12 protein-coding genes are annotated in these 16,009 nt (G+C 45.8%); 10 read left to right on the forward strand and 2 right to left on the reverse strand.

The genetic code is table 11. The features are described 5' to 3' along the window. Window positions 1-9 precede the first annotated feature (9 nt). Window positions 10-252, forward strand: a complete 243-nt coding sequence (locus tag LQ247_RS04685) for a hypothetical protein (RefSeq protein ID WP_144498852.1) — start codon at window positions 10-12, stop codon at window positions 250-252. A 52-nt stretch (window positions 253-304) separates the two neighbouring features. On the opposite strand, the gene ald is transcribed toward LQ247_RS04685, so the two are convergent. Beyond that, entirely contained in the window at window positions 305-1,444 is a 1,140-nt protein-coding gene (ald, locus tag LQ247_RS04690; RefSeq protein ID WP_144498850.1) for an alanine dehydrogenase, read from the reverse strand. Between the two features lie 110 nt (window positions 1,445-1,554). Beyond that, window positions 1,555-2,793: a PucR family transcriptional regulator gene (locus tag LQ247_RS04695; RefSeq protein WP_020452812.1), complete on the reverse strand. Its 1,239-nt coding sequence runs from the start codon at window positions 2,791-2,793 to the stop codon at window positions 1,555-1,557. A 134-nt stretch (window positions 2,794-2,927) separates the two neighbouring features. On the opposite strand from LQ247_RS04695, the gene LQ247_RS04700 reads away from it, so the two are divergent. The 9 genes from LQ247_RS04700 (at window position 2,928) to LQ247_RS04740 (ending at window position 15,920) form a co-directional block, all read left to right on the forward strand. Continuing rightward, the gene (locus tag LQ247_RS04700) at window positions 2,928-4,385 is read left to right on the forward strand and encodes an alanine/glycine:cation symporter family protein (protein ID WP_043054604.1); all 1,458 of its coding nucleotides are present in this window, start codon (window positions 2,928-2,930) and stop codon (window positions 4,383-4,385) included. Between the two features lie 333 nt (window positions 4,386-4,718). Next, complete coding sequence (locus LQ247_RS04705; protein ID WP_003184900.1) at window positions 4,719-5,015, forward strand: WXG100 family type VII secretion target; 297 nt, start codon at window positions 4,719-4,721, stop codon at window positions 5,013-5,015. An 80-nt stretch (window positions 5,016-5,095) separates the two neighbouring features. Continuing rightward, entirely contained in the window at window positions 5,096-5,335 is a 240-nt protein-coding gene (locus tag LQ247_RS04710; RefSeq protein ID WP_020452810.1) for an EsaB/YukD family protein, read from the forward strand. A gap of 14 nt (window positions 5,336-5,349) precedes the next feature. After that, window positions 5,350-6,666, forward strand: coding sequence for a type VII secretion protein EssB (essB, locus tag LQ247_RS04715; RefSeq protein WP_035337611.1), 1,317 nt, complete (start codon window positions 5,350-5,352; stop codon window positions 6,664-6,666). Between the two features lie 36 nt (window positions 6,667-6,702). Next, entirely contained in the window at window positions 6,703-11,187 is a 4,485-nt protein-coding gene (gene essC / locus LQ247_RS04720; RefSeq protein WP_144498848.1) for a type VII secretion protein EssC, read from the forward strand. Then, window positions 11,184-14,222: a type VII secretion protein EsaA gene (gene esaA / locus LQ247_RS04725; RefSeq protein ID WP_231005623.1), complete on the forward strand. Its 3,039-nt coding sequence runs from the start codon at window positions 11,184-11,186 to the stop codon at window positions 14,220-14,222. Before essC ends, esaA begins: the two co-directional genes overlap by 4 nt. After that, window positions 14,212-14,700 carry a type VII secretion protein EssA gene (gene essA / locus LQ247_RS04730; RefSeq protein WP_025809752.1) on the forward strand — a complete coding sequence of 163 codons (489 nt, stop codon included), beginning with the start codon at window positions 14,212-14,214 and terminating at the stop codon, window positions 14,698-14,700. Before esaA ends, essA begins: the two co-directional genes overlap by 11 nt. Before the next feature lie 12 nt (window positions 14,701-14,712). Next, on the forward strand, window positions 14,713-15,168 hold the full coding sequence (locus tag LQ247_RS04735; RefSeq protein ID WP_023856164.1) for a hypothetical protein: 456 nt from the start codon (window positions 14,713-14,715) through the stop codon (window positions 15,166-15,168). Window positions 15,169-15,188: 20 nt separating this feature from the next. Then, window positions 15,189-15,920, forward strand: coding sequence for a (S)-benzoin forming benzil reductase (locus LQ247_RS04740; RefSeq protein WP_101561515.1), 732 nt, complete (start codon window positions 15,189-15,191; stop codon window positions 15,918-15,920). Window positions 15,921-16,009: the final 89 nt, after the last annotated feature.

Raw genomic sequence — 16,009 nt, forward strand, 5'->3', positions numbered from 1 at the left:
GAGGATGAAATGTTTTTCGTACAGCTGCTCATATTTTGCATGCTGACCGTATGTTTTTGGCTTTTGATCGCATCATTCAAGAAAAAGGCTTTTGCTGTTTTATTTGCGCTGACAGCTGCGGCGGTTTTGCCGCTGTTTGCCGCAGCCGGCGATGCCTCAGACAGGACGCTGTGGAGAATCGTTCTGTTTGCGGCGATCCCTGTTTCTGTGATTACCGCAAAATTGATTCAGGATCGGCGGAAAACGGAATAAAAGAAAAAGACAGAGTCTCGGAGCTGTTTCCCGAGGCTCTGTCTTTTTGATGCTATGCACCGGTGGTTGACGACGAATTTTCGATCGCAAGCTCTGCCGGAACGTAATCATAGTTTAAGTCTCTGGCTACGGCTTCATAAGTGATATGGCCGTTTGCTGTGTTTACGCCGGCTTTTAGCGCACGGTTTTCAAGTATCGCTTTTTCCGCGCCCTTATTTGCGATTTCAAGCGCGTACGGAACCGTTACATTCGTCAGTGCGACTGTGGATGTCCGCGGAACGGCCCCGGGCATGTTGGCAACGGCGTAATGGACGATTCCGTGTTTGACATAGGTCGGATTGTCGTGGGTTGTGATGTGATCCACCGTCTCGACGATGCCGCCTTGATCGATTGCGACGTCAACGATCACCGAGCCCGGTTTCATCTGTTTGACCATCTCTTCCGTCACCAAAGTCGGCGCTTTGGCACCCGGGATCAGCACCGCGCAGATGAGGAGATCGGCTTCAGCGACGGCATCAGCGATGTTGACCGGATTGGACATCAAAGTTTTGATTTGGTTGCCGAATTGATCATCAAGCTGGCGCAGACGTTCCGCGCTTAAATCGATCATCGTCACGTCGGCTCCCAGACCCGCCGCGATTTTTGCCGCATTTGTGCCGACAACGCCTCCGCCGATGATCGTCACTTTCCCGCGCGCGACTCCTGGTACCCCGGCCAATAGTATGCCTTTTCCGCCTTTCGGCTTTTCAAGGAACTGGGCGCCGATTTGAGCGGCCATCCGCCCGGCTACCTCTGACATCGGCGTCAGTAAAGGAAGGGAGCGGCCGTCGCTGACCGTTTCATAGGCAATGGCTGTCACGCCTTTTTGCTTTAATGCTTCAGCCAGGGAAGGCTCTGCGGCCAGATGCAGATAAGTGAACAAGATAAGCCCTTCTCTAAAATACGGATATTCTTCAGGAAGCGGCTCTTTGACTTTCATCACCATATCAGCTGCTTCCCAGACGGCTTTCGCCTGTTCTGAGATCTCCGCTCCCACTGAGACGTAATCTTCATTTTCAAACCCGCTTCCAGCCCCCGCGTCTTTTTCGATGATGACGCGGTGTCCTGCCGCGATCAGTTGAGAAGCTGCACCGGGAGTCAAGGCAACACGGTTTTCATTGTTTTTGATTTCTTTCGGTACGCCGATAATCATCCCATCATTCCTCCTTTTTCTGTAAAAATGCTGTTGTTTTAGTTTATACTGACTTTTTAGAATTTTCTTTGTTTGGATCGAAAAATAAAAAAACATGCATTTGTGGAATTTCACAAATGCATGTTGCGAAGCTTGATTTCCAGATAAATCGTAAATTTTTCATTGATGTTTTTTAAATCGATTTCGGCGATTTTACTGATGCGCTTCAGCCTGTAGTTCAGCGTGTTGACGTGAATGTTCAGCTTTTTGGCGGCGGTGTTGACGTTGCTGTCGCATTCGATAAACTGCTCAAGCGTCTCGACAAGATTGGAGTGGTGCTCCTTGTCATATGCTTCAAGCTGCATTAAAGAATAGTTTGGATAGCTTGCGTGTTTTCGTTTTTCGCTGAGCACGTCGAGATACTGATAGATGCCGAGTTCTGAAAAGCTGACGAGCTGCCTTGTTTCTTCGGGAAAACGCTCCTTGACCTTCAGCGCCGAGAGCGCTTCCTGATAAGACTGGTGTACAAGGGTGATCAAGCTGTACATTCCGCCGATCGCAATCGTGCAGTTGTTCAGTTTATAGCGCTCTTCAAGCTGCTTTTGTATATTCGCGGCAAATTGCTTTAAATCATTGAACGGCTGTCCCTTTTGCCCCGTTTTTGGCGAAGCGAGGACAATCAGCTCATTATAATCGATTGTAGCCAGAAGAATTTGCACCTGCTGCGTCGTCTCCAGCAAGTAGTGGAGCTGTTTTTCGGTTTTTTCTTCGATTTCGTCTTTCAGCCGGATGATGATGACCGAGTAAGTTGAAGGTACCCCGATACCAAGCTGATGAAAGCCGTCGGAGATCTCCTGATCTTCCGAAATATGCCCGGTTAAGAGCTTCCAGAAAAATTCCTGGCTGCGCTGTTCATTTTTTCTTTTTCGGACTTGATAAGGCAGCAGCTTGTTTTTGACGGAATCCGCAGCCAGCTTCAAAAGATGAAGCTCGTCTTCCGACAGCGTTTTTTGGCTTTCCAGCGCCCAGATAAAACCGATAACCTCGCTGTTTTTCCAGATTGATATCGCCACGCGGCTCGACAAGCCGACTTCATCGATTTGCTCAACCCTGATCGGTTCGTCGGTTTTCATCAAGGCGGGAATCGTTCCATCTTTCCAAAGCTTGTTGATGACCTTTTCCGGCACGCGTCTTCCGATGATCGTTGACGTTCTCGCCGGGTCCGTGTAGTCGCTGTGGGTGCTGTAAGCAAGGAGACGGTGGTTGATGTCTTCTATTGTAATCGGACAGTCCAGCACCTCGCTGATGTGATCTGCCACATCTTCTAAACGGTCATATTGATATTTAAAAGGATTGTTTCGATTGTTCATAAAAAAACCCCTACTTTTATGTTTGCATGAAAAAATTTTGACATATACCCATCTTACTTTTATTATGAATATAGTTGTTTGTTAAAATCAACAAAAAAGTCGCTGACGATTTATTATTTTTCATAAACGTAGCGATGTATTACACCAAATTTAATTATTCTGAAATAAGAGGAGTAGGAACATTGGCGATTCTAGAGAAAATCAACGGCTTTTTATGGGGAGTCCCGGGCATCATTCTGCTTGTGGGAACCGGTTTATTTTTGACGTTCATCCTGCGGGGGCTTCAATTTAAAAGATTGATATATGCATTCAAACTTGCATTCGGGAAAGAGAAAGAATCAGCCGGAGCAGACGGTGATGTCAGCAATTTCAAGGCGCTGATGACGACGCTTGCCGGAACGATCGGAAACGGGAATATTGCCGGTGTAGCCACGGCGATTACGGTTGGAGGTCCGGGGGCTTTGTTTTGGATGTGGCTCGTCGGTCTTTTAGGGATGGCTACGAAATACAGCGAAGCATTGCTCGCCACGAAATACCGCGTCAAAAATGAGCGGGGCGAATATTCGGGCGGACCGATGTACTATGTCGAAAAAGGGCTCGGGAAGAAGTGGAAGCCGCTTGCCGTTTTATTTGCATTGTCAGGTGTGCTTGCCTCTTTTGGAATCGGGGATTCCGTCCAGTCCAACACGATTTCGGAAGTCGTCACACACAGCTTCGGAATTCCAGGCTGGATCATCGGTCTTGTGCTCGCGATATTGACAGCCGCGATCATCTTCGGCGGTTTTCAGCGTGTCAGCACGGTGGCGAGCATTTTCGTGCCGGTCATGGCGATTCTTTATATCGGCGGCTCACTGATCATTATTTTCCTTCATTATGATCAAATCATTCCGGCGTTCCAGCTGATTTTTTATCACGCCTTCAATCCGGTGTCAGCCGCTGGGGGCTTTACAGGTGTAGTCGTGTCTGAGGCGATCAGAAACGGCATGTCGAAAGGAATCTTTTCAAATGAAGCGGGTCTTGGTACCGCTGCTTTGATCGCAGGAAACGCGAAATCCGATCACCCCGTCAAGGCTGCATTGGTTGCGATGACGGGAACATTCATCGTCACATTGATCGTATGTACAATGACCGGGCTCGTCCTCATTATTACGGGATTTTGGGATCCTTCAGGCGGTCTGCTTTCTGGTGTTGCCCACGATACATCGCTTGACGCCGGCGCGCTGACAAACGCCGCGTTTGCTTCTTCGCTCGGAGCCGCGGGTAAATACATTGTGACGTTTTCAGTTATTTTCTTCGGCTATTCAACCATTGTCGGTTGGTATGTATATGGAGAAAAATGTCTGGAATATTTAGTTGGTTTAAAATGGGTGCCGGTTTACCGTGTCGTTTATGTCATCGCTGCATATTACGGTGCAGTCGCAAGCCTCAATACTGTATGGGCTTTTGCCGACATGGCGAACGCATTAATGATGATCCCGAACTTAATCGCCCTTGTGCTCTTATGGAAAGTCATTCGGGCGGAAACTGACGATTTCTTTTTGCACCATTATAATAAGGAAAAACAAAAATCAGCCGGCTTGAAAGCGGGCTGATCGAGACAAGCCTGCCTCTCTTAGAGGCGGGCTTTTTTTGCGCTTATGCAATCCTTCCTTTATCCTATGGAAACGGTTCAGACTCAAGTGGGTAAACAGAACCATGCCATTTGATTCAAATGTTACGAGAGAAGAAAATTGAGATAATTTTACTAGATTTCTATAATTTTTGCTGGGTGGAAATAGAGGAATGATAAACCTTTAGACTCATTTTGTAAAATAACAACAGATTTGTTTGACTGTGCCTCAATCTTGTTTTTATAATAAAAGCGTTCAAAAAAATAAGTTATTTAGCCCATATCTAGGGCGAATAGCGCAGGAGGTATAAGGAATATGTCAGGAATCATTCGTGTTACGCCGGCTGAATTGCGGCAAATGGCTGACAGATATCAAAAAGAAAGCGGAGATGTGACTGAACAGGTCAATCAGCGCCTTGATCAAATGATCAACCAGCTTCAAGATATGTGGGAAGGTGAATCAAGCCGTGCGTTCTCAGAGCAATATCAAGAGCTAAGACCTTCTTTTATTAAAATGGCTGAACTTCTAAGCGACGTTTCTAAACAACTTCATCAGACTGCTAACACTCTTGAAAGCACTGACCAAGACATCGCTAGCCAAATCCGCGGCTAATTTACAGATTAGAAGAATGAGAGAAGCGCCTAATTCAAAAGAAGATGACGGCGCTTTTTCTATTGAGAGGTGATGAACTGGTGTATGTTGACATTACCATCGATTTAAAACATTACGACGGCAGCGCCTTTGACCTCAGACTGTCAGATTACCATTCTGTTAAAAAGGTAATCGACATCGCGTGGCAAGCCAAAAGCATACCGGTACCTCCCCGGGAAGGCTACTGGGTAAGGGTGACAAATAAAGATGCCGTTTTTTCAGGCGAATATACATTATCGCAATGTGGAATTACGACAGGTGACCGCCTGGAAATTTTATGAAAGGATCTGGGTGAATGGCAGAGAAAAAGAAAACGTATCTCGAAGACCAATTAGAGGCCGTCATGACGAAAGAAGACGGTTCATATATCTTTCGTTTTCAAAGAGAAAAGATCAATCTTGTGAACGGCTTGGAAGCAAACGTCATCAAAGAAGTCGATCCTTCCTTTAATAAAGAAACCGTCATGACCGATGATGAAGTCCAAATTTTGATTCAGCCTCCTTCCGAATATAAAGAATTTCGTTATATAAAAGGAAAAAATAAAAAAAGCAAATGGCTTTTTGCGTACCAGCTCGTGAAAGCCGTCGAAGAACATTCAATTAAAAGGCTGCACCTGATCGCTGCGCCTGAAAACATTGTTTTTGACAAAGGATTAACACCTAAATTTTTACATTATGGAGTGAAAGAAAGCATTCCGCCATATGAAGACGACGAAGAAAGACTTTTCAATGAAGTGAAAGCCGCTGCTGCGCTTGCTGTCGACGGGCAGTTTACTTTTGAAGAGTATTTAAAATACAGCGAAACCATCAAGTTTTCAGATCAGGTAAAAGACATCATCACAAGCGGGACGTACGGCGATTTGAAAGCCGTCATTCAAAAGAGGATCGATGAACTGGATGCCGAAGAAAAAACGCTTGTCCATCTTCCGAAGAAGAAATGGAAGATTCAAAGGTACATAGGGTTAGGACTTATTTTATGCTTAATACCGGCTGTTTTATTTTCCTTCTACTCATTATTCTTTGCACAACCGAAACAGCAGGCGTTTATCGAAAGCAACCGCTACTTCTTAAATAAACAGTACAGCAAAGTCATCAGTACGCTTGATAAATATGATGCCGGCGAGATGCCTGATTCTGTTCAATATCAGCTGGCTTATTCGTATATCATCGTTGACAATGTACTGAAGGAAGCGGATTTACAGGAAGATGCTATGAAGAGCCTGACGCTTCAAGTCGATCCGAATAACTTCCTTTATTGGATTCAGATCGGACGCGGCGCCAATAAAGAAGCGCTTGAGACGGCCCGTAAGCTGGAAAACAATGCACAGATTATGTTGGCACTTATGAAATATACAGATGACATTAAAGCTGATGATAAATTGTCCAGTGATGAGAGGCAGAAACAGCTGGAACCGCTCGAAAAAGAACTTGAAGAATTGAAGCGGACAGCAGATGAACAGAAAGCTAAAACTGATGAAAACCAGCAGGCAAACACCGAGCAAAGCCAGGCGGACGTAGAAGCCGCAAAGGCTGAAAAGGAGAAAGCCGAGCAAGAGCAGGCGAAAAAAGAAAATAAAGAAAAGGAAGACAAAAAGAAAAAAGATGATAAATAAAAGCGAAAACACCTGTTGTTGGCAGGAGGCGGGGAAATGAGTCTGTTATGGATTTTTTATCATAAAAACTATCAAAAAATAAAACTGGATGATCAGAACAGCCGCACGCTCACCATCGGGCCGGATTTGAAACATTCTGTCACGATCAAGCATTTTTCGTTTGAAAAAGGCCCGGTGGTACTGGAAAAGCAGAAGGACTCAGACGCTTTCAACGTGCAGCTGGGAGGGGAGACTGTTTCTTCTTTAAAGCTTGGCGGAAAGGCGTCCGTCCAAAGCGGCGCTGAACAGCTGACACTTTTTTTAGCCGAAGAATCCGACAGCGTTCCCGCCTACTATTTAGGAGAGAGACAGGAAGTCGTCATTTCTTCCCTTGATCAAGAAGCGGATGTTTATTTCAATGAAACGGATTCATTCTTTGGAGAAAAAGGTACATTCTCCTTCATCCGCCTCGACGGGCGATGGAATGTCCTGCCGAATGGCGCCAAAATTTATTTGAACGGAGAAGAAGTGTCCGCTTCGGTCTCCGTGCAAAATGGAGACGAAATCGCATTTGGACTGAATATTCTTCGCATCATTGAAGATGACCTCTTGGAAATCGAGGGGTTCGGGCAATATGATACGTCTTTGGAGAACATTCTCAAGCCGAGCTCGGAGACAAAAAATAAATATCCGCAATACCGCAGGCCGCCGAGAATGATTTACGATCTGCCGGATGAAAAGATATCCTTCAGCTTCCCGGCACAGGAAAGCGACGGAGACAACAGAGGCTTATGGCTGATGATTCTGCCTCCGATCGTCATGTTGCTCGTCATGGGGATCGTGGCGCTCATTCAGCCGCGGGGAATTTTTATCATCGTCTCCCTTGCGATGTTTATGATGACGCTGATTACGTCAACCGTGCAGTACTTCCGCGACAAAAATCAGCGTAAAAAAAGAGAAGAAAAAAGAGAGCGGGTCTACACCCTTTACCTTGAAAACAAAAAGAAAGAGCTGCACGAACTTGCAGAAAGGCAAAAGTTCGTCCTTGATTTCCATTTTCCTACATTCGAGAGAATGAAATATTTAACAAAGGAGATCAGCGGACGGATTTGGGAAAAATCGATTGAAAGCGCCGATTTTCTGCAAATCCGCCTTGGAACGGGAAATGTTGCATCTTCATACCAAATCAATTTGAACGGCGGAGATTTGGCCAATCGCGATACAGACCATCTCCTTGAACAAACGCAAAAAATGGAAGAGGTCTACAGAGAACTGAAAAATGCACCGATCACCGTGAATCTTGCTGAAGGCCCGATGGGCGTCGTCGGAAAATTGTCCGTCGTCAAAAATGAAATTCATCAGCTTGTCGGCCAGCTCGCATTTTTCCACAGCTATCATGATTTGCGCTTTGTCTTTATTTTTGACGAAGCCGAGTATCAAGAATGGGAATGGATGAAGTGGCTTCCGCATTTTCAGATGCCTCATATTTATGCGAAAGGGTTTATTTACAACGAACAGACAAGAGATCAGCTCCTTTCAAGCATATATGAAATTTTGAGAGAACGGGATTTAGATGAAAACAAAAAGAAAACTTTGTATAAGCCGCACTTTGTGTTTATCATCACAAATCAGCAGCTCATCGCGGAACACGTCATTTTAGAATATTTGGAAGGCAAGCAGAAAAACCTCGGAGTGTCGACAATCGTGGCGGCAGAGACGAAAGAAAGCCTGTCCGAAAACATTCATACTCTTGTTCGTTATATTACTGAACAGGAAGGCGACATTTTGATCAAGCAAAAGAAAGCCGTCCAGATCCCGTTTCAGCTGGATCACCACAACAGGGAAGACAACGAACTGTTTTCCCGGACGCTGAGAACGCTTGACCACCAGACGGGCATGACGAATTCGATTCCTGATACCGTATCGTTTCTCGAACTGTTCCAAGTGAAGGAAGTCGATGACATCGGTATTGGCCAAAAATGGTTGACAAGCGAATCGGCCAAATCTTTGGCCGTACCGATCGGCTATAAAGGAAAAGACGACATTGTTCATTTAAATCTTCACGAAAAAGCCCACGGCCCCCACGGGCTGCTTGCCGGAACGACCGGTTCGGGTAAAAGTGAATTTTTGCAGACTTATATTTTGTCTTTGGCCGTTCACTTCCACCCGCATGAAGTCGCATTTTTGTTAATCGACTACAAAGGGGGCGGAATGGCGCAGCCGTTCCGGAACATCCCGCATTTGCTCGGAACGATTACTAACATTGAAGGCAGCAAGAACTTCAGCAACCGGGCGCTGGCGTCCATTAAGAGTGAGCTGAAGAAAAGGCAGCGGCTCTTTGATCAGTATAAAGTCAACCATATCAATGACTATACAAAGCTTTACAAACAGAAAAAAGCGAAAACGGCGATGCCGCACCTTTTCTTAATTTCAGACGAATTTGCCGAGCTGAAAAGCGAAGAACCGGAATTTATCCGCGAGCTTGTCAGCGCGGCAAGGATCGGCCGAAGTCTCGGGGTGCACTTAATCTTGGCGACGCAAAAACCGGGCGGCATCATCGACGACCAGATTTGGAGTAACTCCAGATTCAAGGTCGCCTTGAAGGTTCAGGATGCGAATGACAGTAAAGAAATCCTTAAAAATGGGGATGCGGCTACCATCACGGTAACGGGCCGCGGTTATTTGCAAGTCGGCAACAATGAGGTGTATGAACTGTTCCAGTCTGCATGGAGCGGCGCCCCTTACATGGAGGACGGCTACGGCACAGAGGATGAAGTGGCGATCGTCACAGACACCGGTTTAATTCCTTTGTCAGACGTTGACGCCGATCATACTGCGAAAAAAGAGGCCGTAACGGAAATTTCCGCAGTCGTCGAACAAATTGAACGGATTCAAGAGGAAATGGGAATCGAGAAGCTTCCGAGCCCTTGGCTGCCGCCTCTTGAAGAGCGCATACCTAAAACACGCTACCCGTCTGAGGAAGCGGATGCCTTTAACTTTGCTTATATCGATGAACCTGAAAAGCAAAGCCAGGAGCCGATCAGCTATCGCATGATGGATGACGGCAATATCGGCATCGTCGGATCGTCAGGCTACGGAAAATCCCTGACCGCTACGACGTTCATGATGAGCTTTGCCGAACAATATACACCGGAAGAATTGCATTACTACATTTTCGACTTTGGCAACGGAACGCTGCTTCCGCTTGCAAGGCTTCCGCATACCGCGGATTATTTCTTGATGGACCAAACGAGAAAAATCGAGAAATTCATGATCCGGATCAAGGCGGAAATCGAGCACCGGAAAAATCTTTTCCGCGCAAAAGAAATCAGCCATATCAAGATGTACAATGCGCTGAATGAGGAAAAGCTGCCGTTTATTTTCATAACGGTCGACAACTTTGACATCATTAAAGACGAAATGCATGAACTTGAAAGCGAATTTATCCAGTTTTCACGCGACGGCCAGTCGCTTGGAATTTATTTAATCCTGACCGCGACAAGGGTCAATGCGATCAGACAGTCGCTCTTGAACAACCTGAAAACGAGGGTTGTCCACTACCTGATGGATCAGTCTGAAGCATATTCGATCATCGGAAGGCCGGAATTCAGCCTTGAACCGATCCCTGGACGCGTCATTATCAATAAAGAAAACCAATACTTCGCACAAATGTTTATGCCTGTGGAAGCGGACAATGATATCGAGCTGTTTGAACGGATCAAATCCGACATTCAGGCGATCGCAGAACGGTCGGAAGGCATGAGAAAGCCGGCGCCTGTGCCGATGCTGCCGCTGGAGCTTTCCGTTACGCAGTTTGTGAGAGATTATCCGCTTCAGCCTGAAAGAGGCCTTATTCCAATGGGACTCGATGAAGAATCTGTCGAACCGGTATACTTTAACCTTGAGAAAAATAAGCACTGCCTCATCATGGGTCAGACGCAGCGCGGAAAAACAAACGTCATCAAGATCATGCTCGAGCACCTGCTTGACCATGACACGAAAAAAATTGCCGTGTTTGATTCGATAGACAGAGGGCTTTCTCAATATGCGACAGAGGATCAAATCAGCTATCTTGAAACAAAAGACGACATTATGCTCTGGCTGGCTGAGACGGAAGAAATTTGCCGGACAAGAGAAGCGATGTATTTGGAAGCCGTTAAACAAGGCGAAATCGCCAACCTTGATTTTTCACCGATGGTCTTTATCGTCGACGGACTTTCACGGTTCCAGCAGACGATCGACGCATCTATTCAGGATAAAATGGCGATGTTTATGAAGTCATACGCCCATTTAGGCTTCCACTTTATACCTGCCGGAAATCACAGCGAGTTCACAAAAGGCTATGATTCGCTGACAAGCGAAGTCAAGCAGGTCAGACACGCCATGCTATTGATGAAAAAATCCGAGCAGAATTTGATTCAGCTCCCATATGAACGCCAGGAGCCGGAAATTCTCCCGGGCTTTGGCTATATCGTTGAAAACGGCAAAGAGAGGAAAATTCAAATTCCTTTATGTGCCGTAGAAAGGAAGAAAACGAAATGACGGAACAACAAAAAAGCACGCTGAAAATTATCAGCGCCTTCGTCACGATCATCTTGCTGCCCGTCTTGTTCTTTCATTTCATCGGTGAGAACCCGACGAAAAAGGTATCGAACGCGACAAGGGAAATCGCTGTCGTCAATGAAGATACCGGCATTTTGAAAGATGACGGAACCGTTGATGAAGATGCGCTGCTGGGGAACGAAATCTCGGCTTCCCTGGTTGACCGTCCGGACTATAAATGGACGGTCGTCAACCGGAGCGCAGCAGAAAGCGGACTTTCGGAGAAGCAATACGATGCGATTGTCTACATTCCGTCGGACTTTTCGCAAAACATTTTAAGCTACAACCATGAGCGTCCACAAAAAGCGGAGCTGGAATTTAAAATTCAGGACCAGCTTGACGCCGTCAACAAGGAAAAAGTCCAGCGCGAACTTCAAGACGCGCAAAAAACGGTGAGCAAAAAAATGTCTTCCCTGTATTGGCGCTTTGTCAAACAGGGAGTCAAAAAGGTCAGAAAAGAGTTTGACAGCATCGTAAACAAAGAATCAGAGTTCCAAAACGCGATGTACAATTTTTACAAGCCGAGCTCCAACAATTTAGCGGGCGAAGTAGAAAGACAAAAAGAGATGATCGACAGGCTAAAAGAATCGATCAATGAAACAGAAGGCACATCAAAAGAGCGCAACGCAGGCGTAGAAGAATCCAAAAAACAATTGGACAGCTTCGTCGACAACGTCAATCAGTACAAACAATATCAAGAAAAGCAGTCGGAACTGCTTCAAGCTGCACAAGCGGACAGTGAAAAGCAAATTCAAGACGGCCTTACGGTGATTAAGGAAAAGCAGTCCAGCGCAACGAGCCGTTTCAATGAACAAATGAGCGGCATGGCCGCTTCATTCAACGGTTTGCAAAATCAATTCAGCCTGACTGCGAACTCTTTTCAAAACCTGCAAACGACGCGTGAAAATCAGGTGCCGTTACAAATGAGCGGAATTGACAGGATTCAGAATGAGTTGATCGATGATTATCAGGCCCAAACGAGAAGCTATAATCTGAGCGTGCTTCAACCTAAATTAATAGAGAGGCGCTCAGTGTTAACCGTTCCACAGGAAGATCCAGGCACCACAAATCCTGGTGATGATCAAGATAACGATGATGAAGATCAAAATGACGACGAAGAACAGCCGAAAGATTTAAAAATCGATCTTCAAGAACAGCAAGATGAATTGAAGAACATTGCGGCTGATCTTAAAGAATTATCGGACGGGCTAAAGGATTCCTCAGGGAATGATGGCGGCAATTCAGGAGATCAAGAACCATCTGCCGGAGAGCCGAATCAGGGTCAAGAACCTTCTCCTGAAACCGGGGAAAACGGTCAGCAGGACGGTTCAACTTCTGCAGATGATGCAGGCGATAAGGGAACAGGCGAAGACGGCCAAACGGAGAACCCGGGAGACGAGCCTGAAGACGAAATTACCAAGTTAAAAGCACAGCTCAATGAAGCCGCCGCTAGAATTGAAAAGGTGGAAACAGATCTTCGCGAAAAACAGGAAACGCATAATGAAGAGTTGAAAAAACAGCTAGAAAAATTTGATGATAAAGTCGCTGAATTAACGAATACGATTAAAGACTTAAATCAAAATGTCGAAAAGCTGAACGGGCGAATTACAAAGCTTGAAGAGAGCCAGAATGAAGACTTTAAGACGATTTACAGTCAAATCGAAACACTTGAAAACGAAATATTAAGCTACCCGATGGGTACTGAGAGAAAAGAAGCATTAAAAGAGGCTTTTGCTTCTAAAATCAATACAAGAGATGTCCGCGACCTTCTCAGATATCATAATACGTTGTCTGTATATAGAACAACGCTATACGGATCAGTAGATTATTCAATTAAGAGCAATGTTATCTCCGCGCAAAAAGACAGCGTGGATACCGTCCTTAAAATCGGTGAAACCGAAGCGGAAAAATGGAGCAATTTAAAAAATAATATGCTGTCTACAAATGAAGACATTGAAAATTACACAACAGACATGACCGATTTCGTCAAAAGCTACGGCGATTTCATTAGTGAGAAGCAGACTGACGTGCTGAATGAACTCAGCACGATTTCAGAACGAGCAAATGCCGTATCTGAACAGCTGCGCAATCCGGAAGGCGCCGGAACAACGGTCATGCAGGGAGACGCGACAGATGGAACGATGGTCATCAGCATGCAGGATACGCTCGGAAATGACATTTTGCAGCTGTCTAACATGCTCGGTTCCTTGTCGGAAACGCAATCAGGCGTCATCGAGTACACGGGCAATATTCAGGAAAGTGTGAACGATGTTCAGAAAAAAGCGGATACCCTGAATTCAAATTGGGGCCAAAATGTCGCGACGACAAAGCTGATCCGCGGAGACGTGTACGGCATTCTCGGCAATGCGTTCGGAGGAAACGACGGATATGTATACGATCATCTGGCAAGTCCGGTGAAAATCAGCGGGGATGTTCCAGAGTCGAAAGCGCAAAACGTACCGCCGGTCGTCATTCTCGTGATTGTGATGCTTTCCAGCTTGCTGATCGGATATTTCAGCCACCATTATCAAAATGCTCCGCTCTTAGTCAGAGGCGCGCTGTTTGGCATTTTGAATATTATTGTCGGACTGATGATCAGTCTGTTCGGTTTGAACATTTACTCACTCGCAGACGATCAGGCTGTCATGTGGTCGGTCTTTACGATCTTGCTGCTGGTCGCAAGTTCAGCCATCATCCGGACGGCGTTTATGCTGGGATCGATCGCAGGCGGAATCGCAACAGCCGCTATGGTGCTGTTCTATGTAGCGCCGCTGCTTGACTTGGCGATGCCGAACTTCAGCTTTAACAATCCGGTATCAACCGTATATATGTCGATTCAGTACGGAACTGGAAGCCAGTTTGCACTCGGAATCGGAGCATTAATTTTAATCACGATCATCGCGATTGCTGTTCCTTTTATTATCGATTTTGCAAAATCAAGAACAGAAGAAAGCGAGACTGACCATGATGCTTAATGCGAAATGGGGAAAGAAGGGGATCATGGCAGTCATGCTCTCCTTCTTTCTTTTCACTCCGTTCGTGAAGGCGGAGGAAACCGATAAAGTCGATGTAAAGCCAAACGAGTATGAAAAGCAGGATATTAAAATCGAGACGGACTATCTTCAGGAAGAAGAGACGGAATACAAGGAAGAAATATCAATTCCAGAAGAACTGAAGGAATTCTCATTTACAGATTCGAAAAAAGAAGATGCCATCGAAAAGCTGAAAAGCCTGTCCGGAAGCTTCACGAATGAAAGCAATTCCGTGGCGTCAAAGCTGAAGCAGCTTGACCTGTCATTCTCGGCAAACCCGTCCTTATCGGGACGGGAAGATGACGCTGCGGAAAGTCGGCAATCCATCTTCCTGCCCATCTTATACGGTCTGCTGATCCTCTTATGCATCGCAGGTCTGTTCTTTTTGATTCCGAAAGTCAGCGGACAGCAGAAAAAATAGGAGCGCTCAACAATGAAAAATCCGAGGTTCTATAAGGTGCTATCTGCATGGTTAGCTTTTGCATTGGCGTCGATTTGGTTATTAATGCTTGTGGCAGTACACGGGCTGCTCATATTAGAATCCATTTTCTATTACATTGTGGTCATCTGCACATTAGGCATCATTTTACTGATATACCCATCGATGAGGGAGGGACACGATCAGGCAATGGCGGACTTTGTCCACTACGGTTATGGCTTGCTAGGCTCGGGTGTAGCACTCGCCATCATGATCTTTGCTTTGATTCGCATTTTAAAAGGGAAATGCGGTTCATGGACGCAAGGTCTGCTTGTTTTTGGGGCAGCTCTCCAGCTGATTGTGTTCGAATGGTTCAGTTTACTGACGGCGGTTTTTTACGTGCTCGCCGCGTTTCTTCCGGAACAGAAAACCGCTGCACTTGAGAAGCAGGCTGATGAATCAGTACAATAATGGATAAGGAGGGACGCCGTATGCATTTATCCATTGTTACCGGAGCGTCAAAAGGGCTTGGCGCCGCGATTGCCGAAGGGCTTTTGCAAAAAGGCCATATTGTTCACGCTGTCTCAAGGACCAAGTCTGAAGTCAGTCATGAGAGGCTGATCCGGCATGAGGCTGATCTGACACAGCTCGCCGAAACAGAAAAGTGGTTTCGGCAATTGACAGAATCTGTCCAAGCCCGCGATTTTACTTCGATCACCTTGATCAACAATGCGGGTATGGTGACGCCGATCAAGCGCGCCGGTGAAGCTGAACCGGAAGAGCTGAGGCTGCATTATGACTTGAATTTGTTAGCTCCGGTGATTCTCAGCCAGCTGTTTACCAAATGGCTCAAGCCATACAAAGGCAAAAAATCGATTGTCAATATATCATCAGGTGCGGCCAAAAACCCTTATAAAGGATGGAGCGCCTACTGCAGTTCAAAAGCGGGGCTCGATATGTTCACGAAAACATTCGGCTTTGAACAGGAAGATCAATCTGATCCGGTGAAAATGATTTCTTTCTCACCGGGGATCATGGATACCGGCATGCAAGAGGTAATACGTTCATCATCGAAAAAAGACTTTCATGAAATTGAACGATTCAAAACCTATCAAACAGAAGGAAAGCTGAGAAGCACGCCTTACGTCGCCGGCGTTCTGCTCGATCTGCTTGAGACCGACTTTGAAAACGGCAGAGTGTATGACATTAAAGAGTTTTTGTGAAAAATAAAAAAACAAGCACATCAAATCGATTGTGCTTGTTTTTATTTTATTATGGCGCCGGCTCATATAGCGGAATTTTAAATATGATG

Source organism: Bacillus sp. BS3(2021), assembly GCF_021043345.1.
Classification (GTDB): Bacteria; Bacillota; Bacilli; order Bacillales; family Bacillaceae; genus Bacillus; species Bacillus paralicheniformis.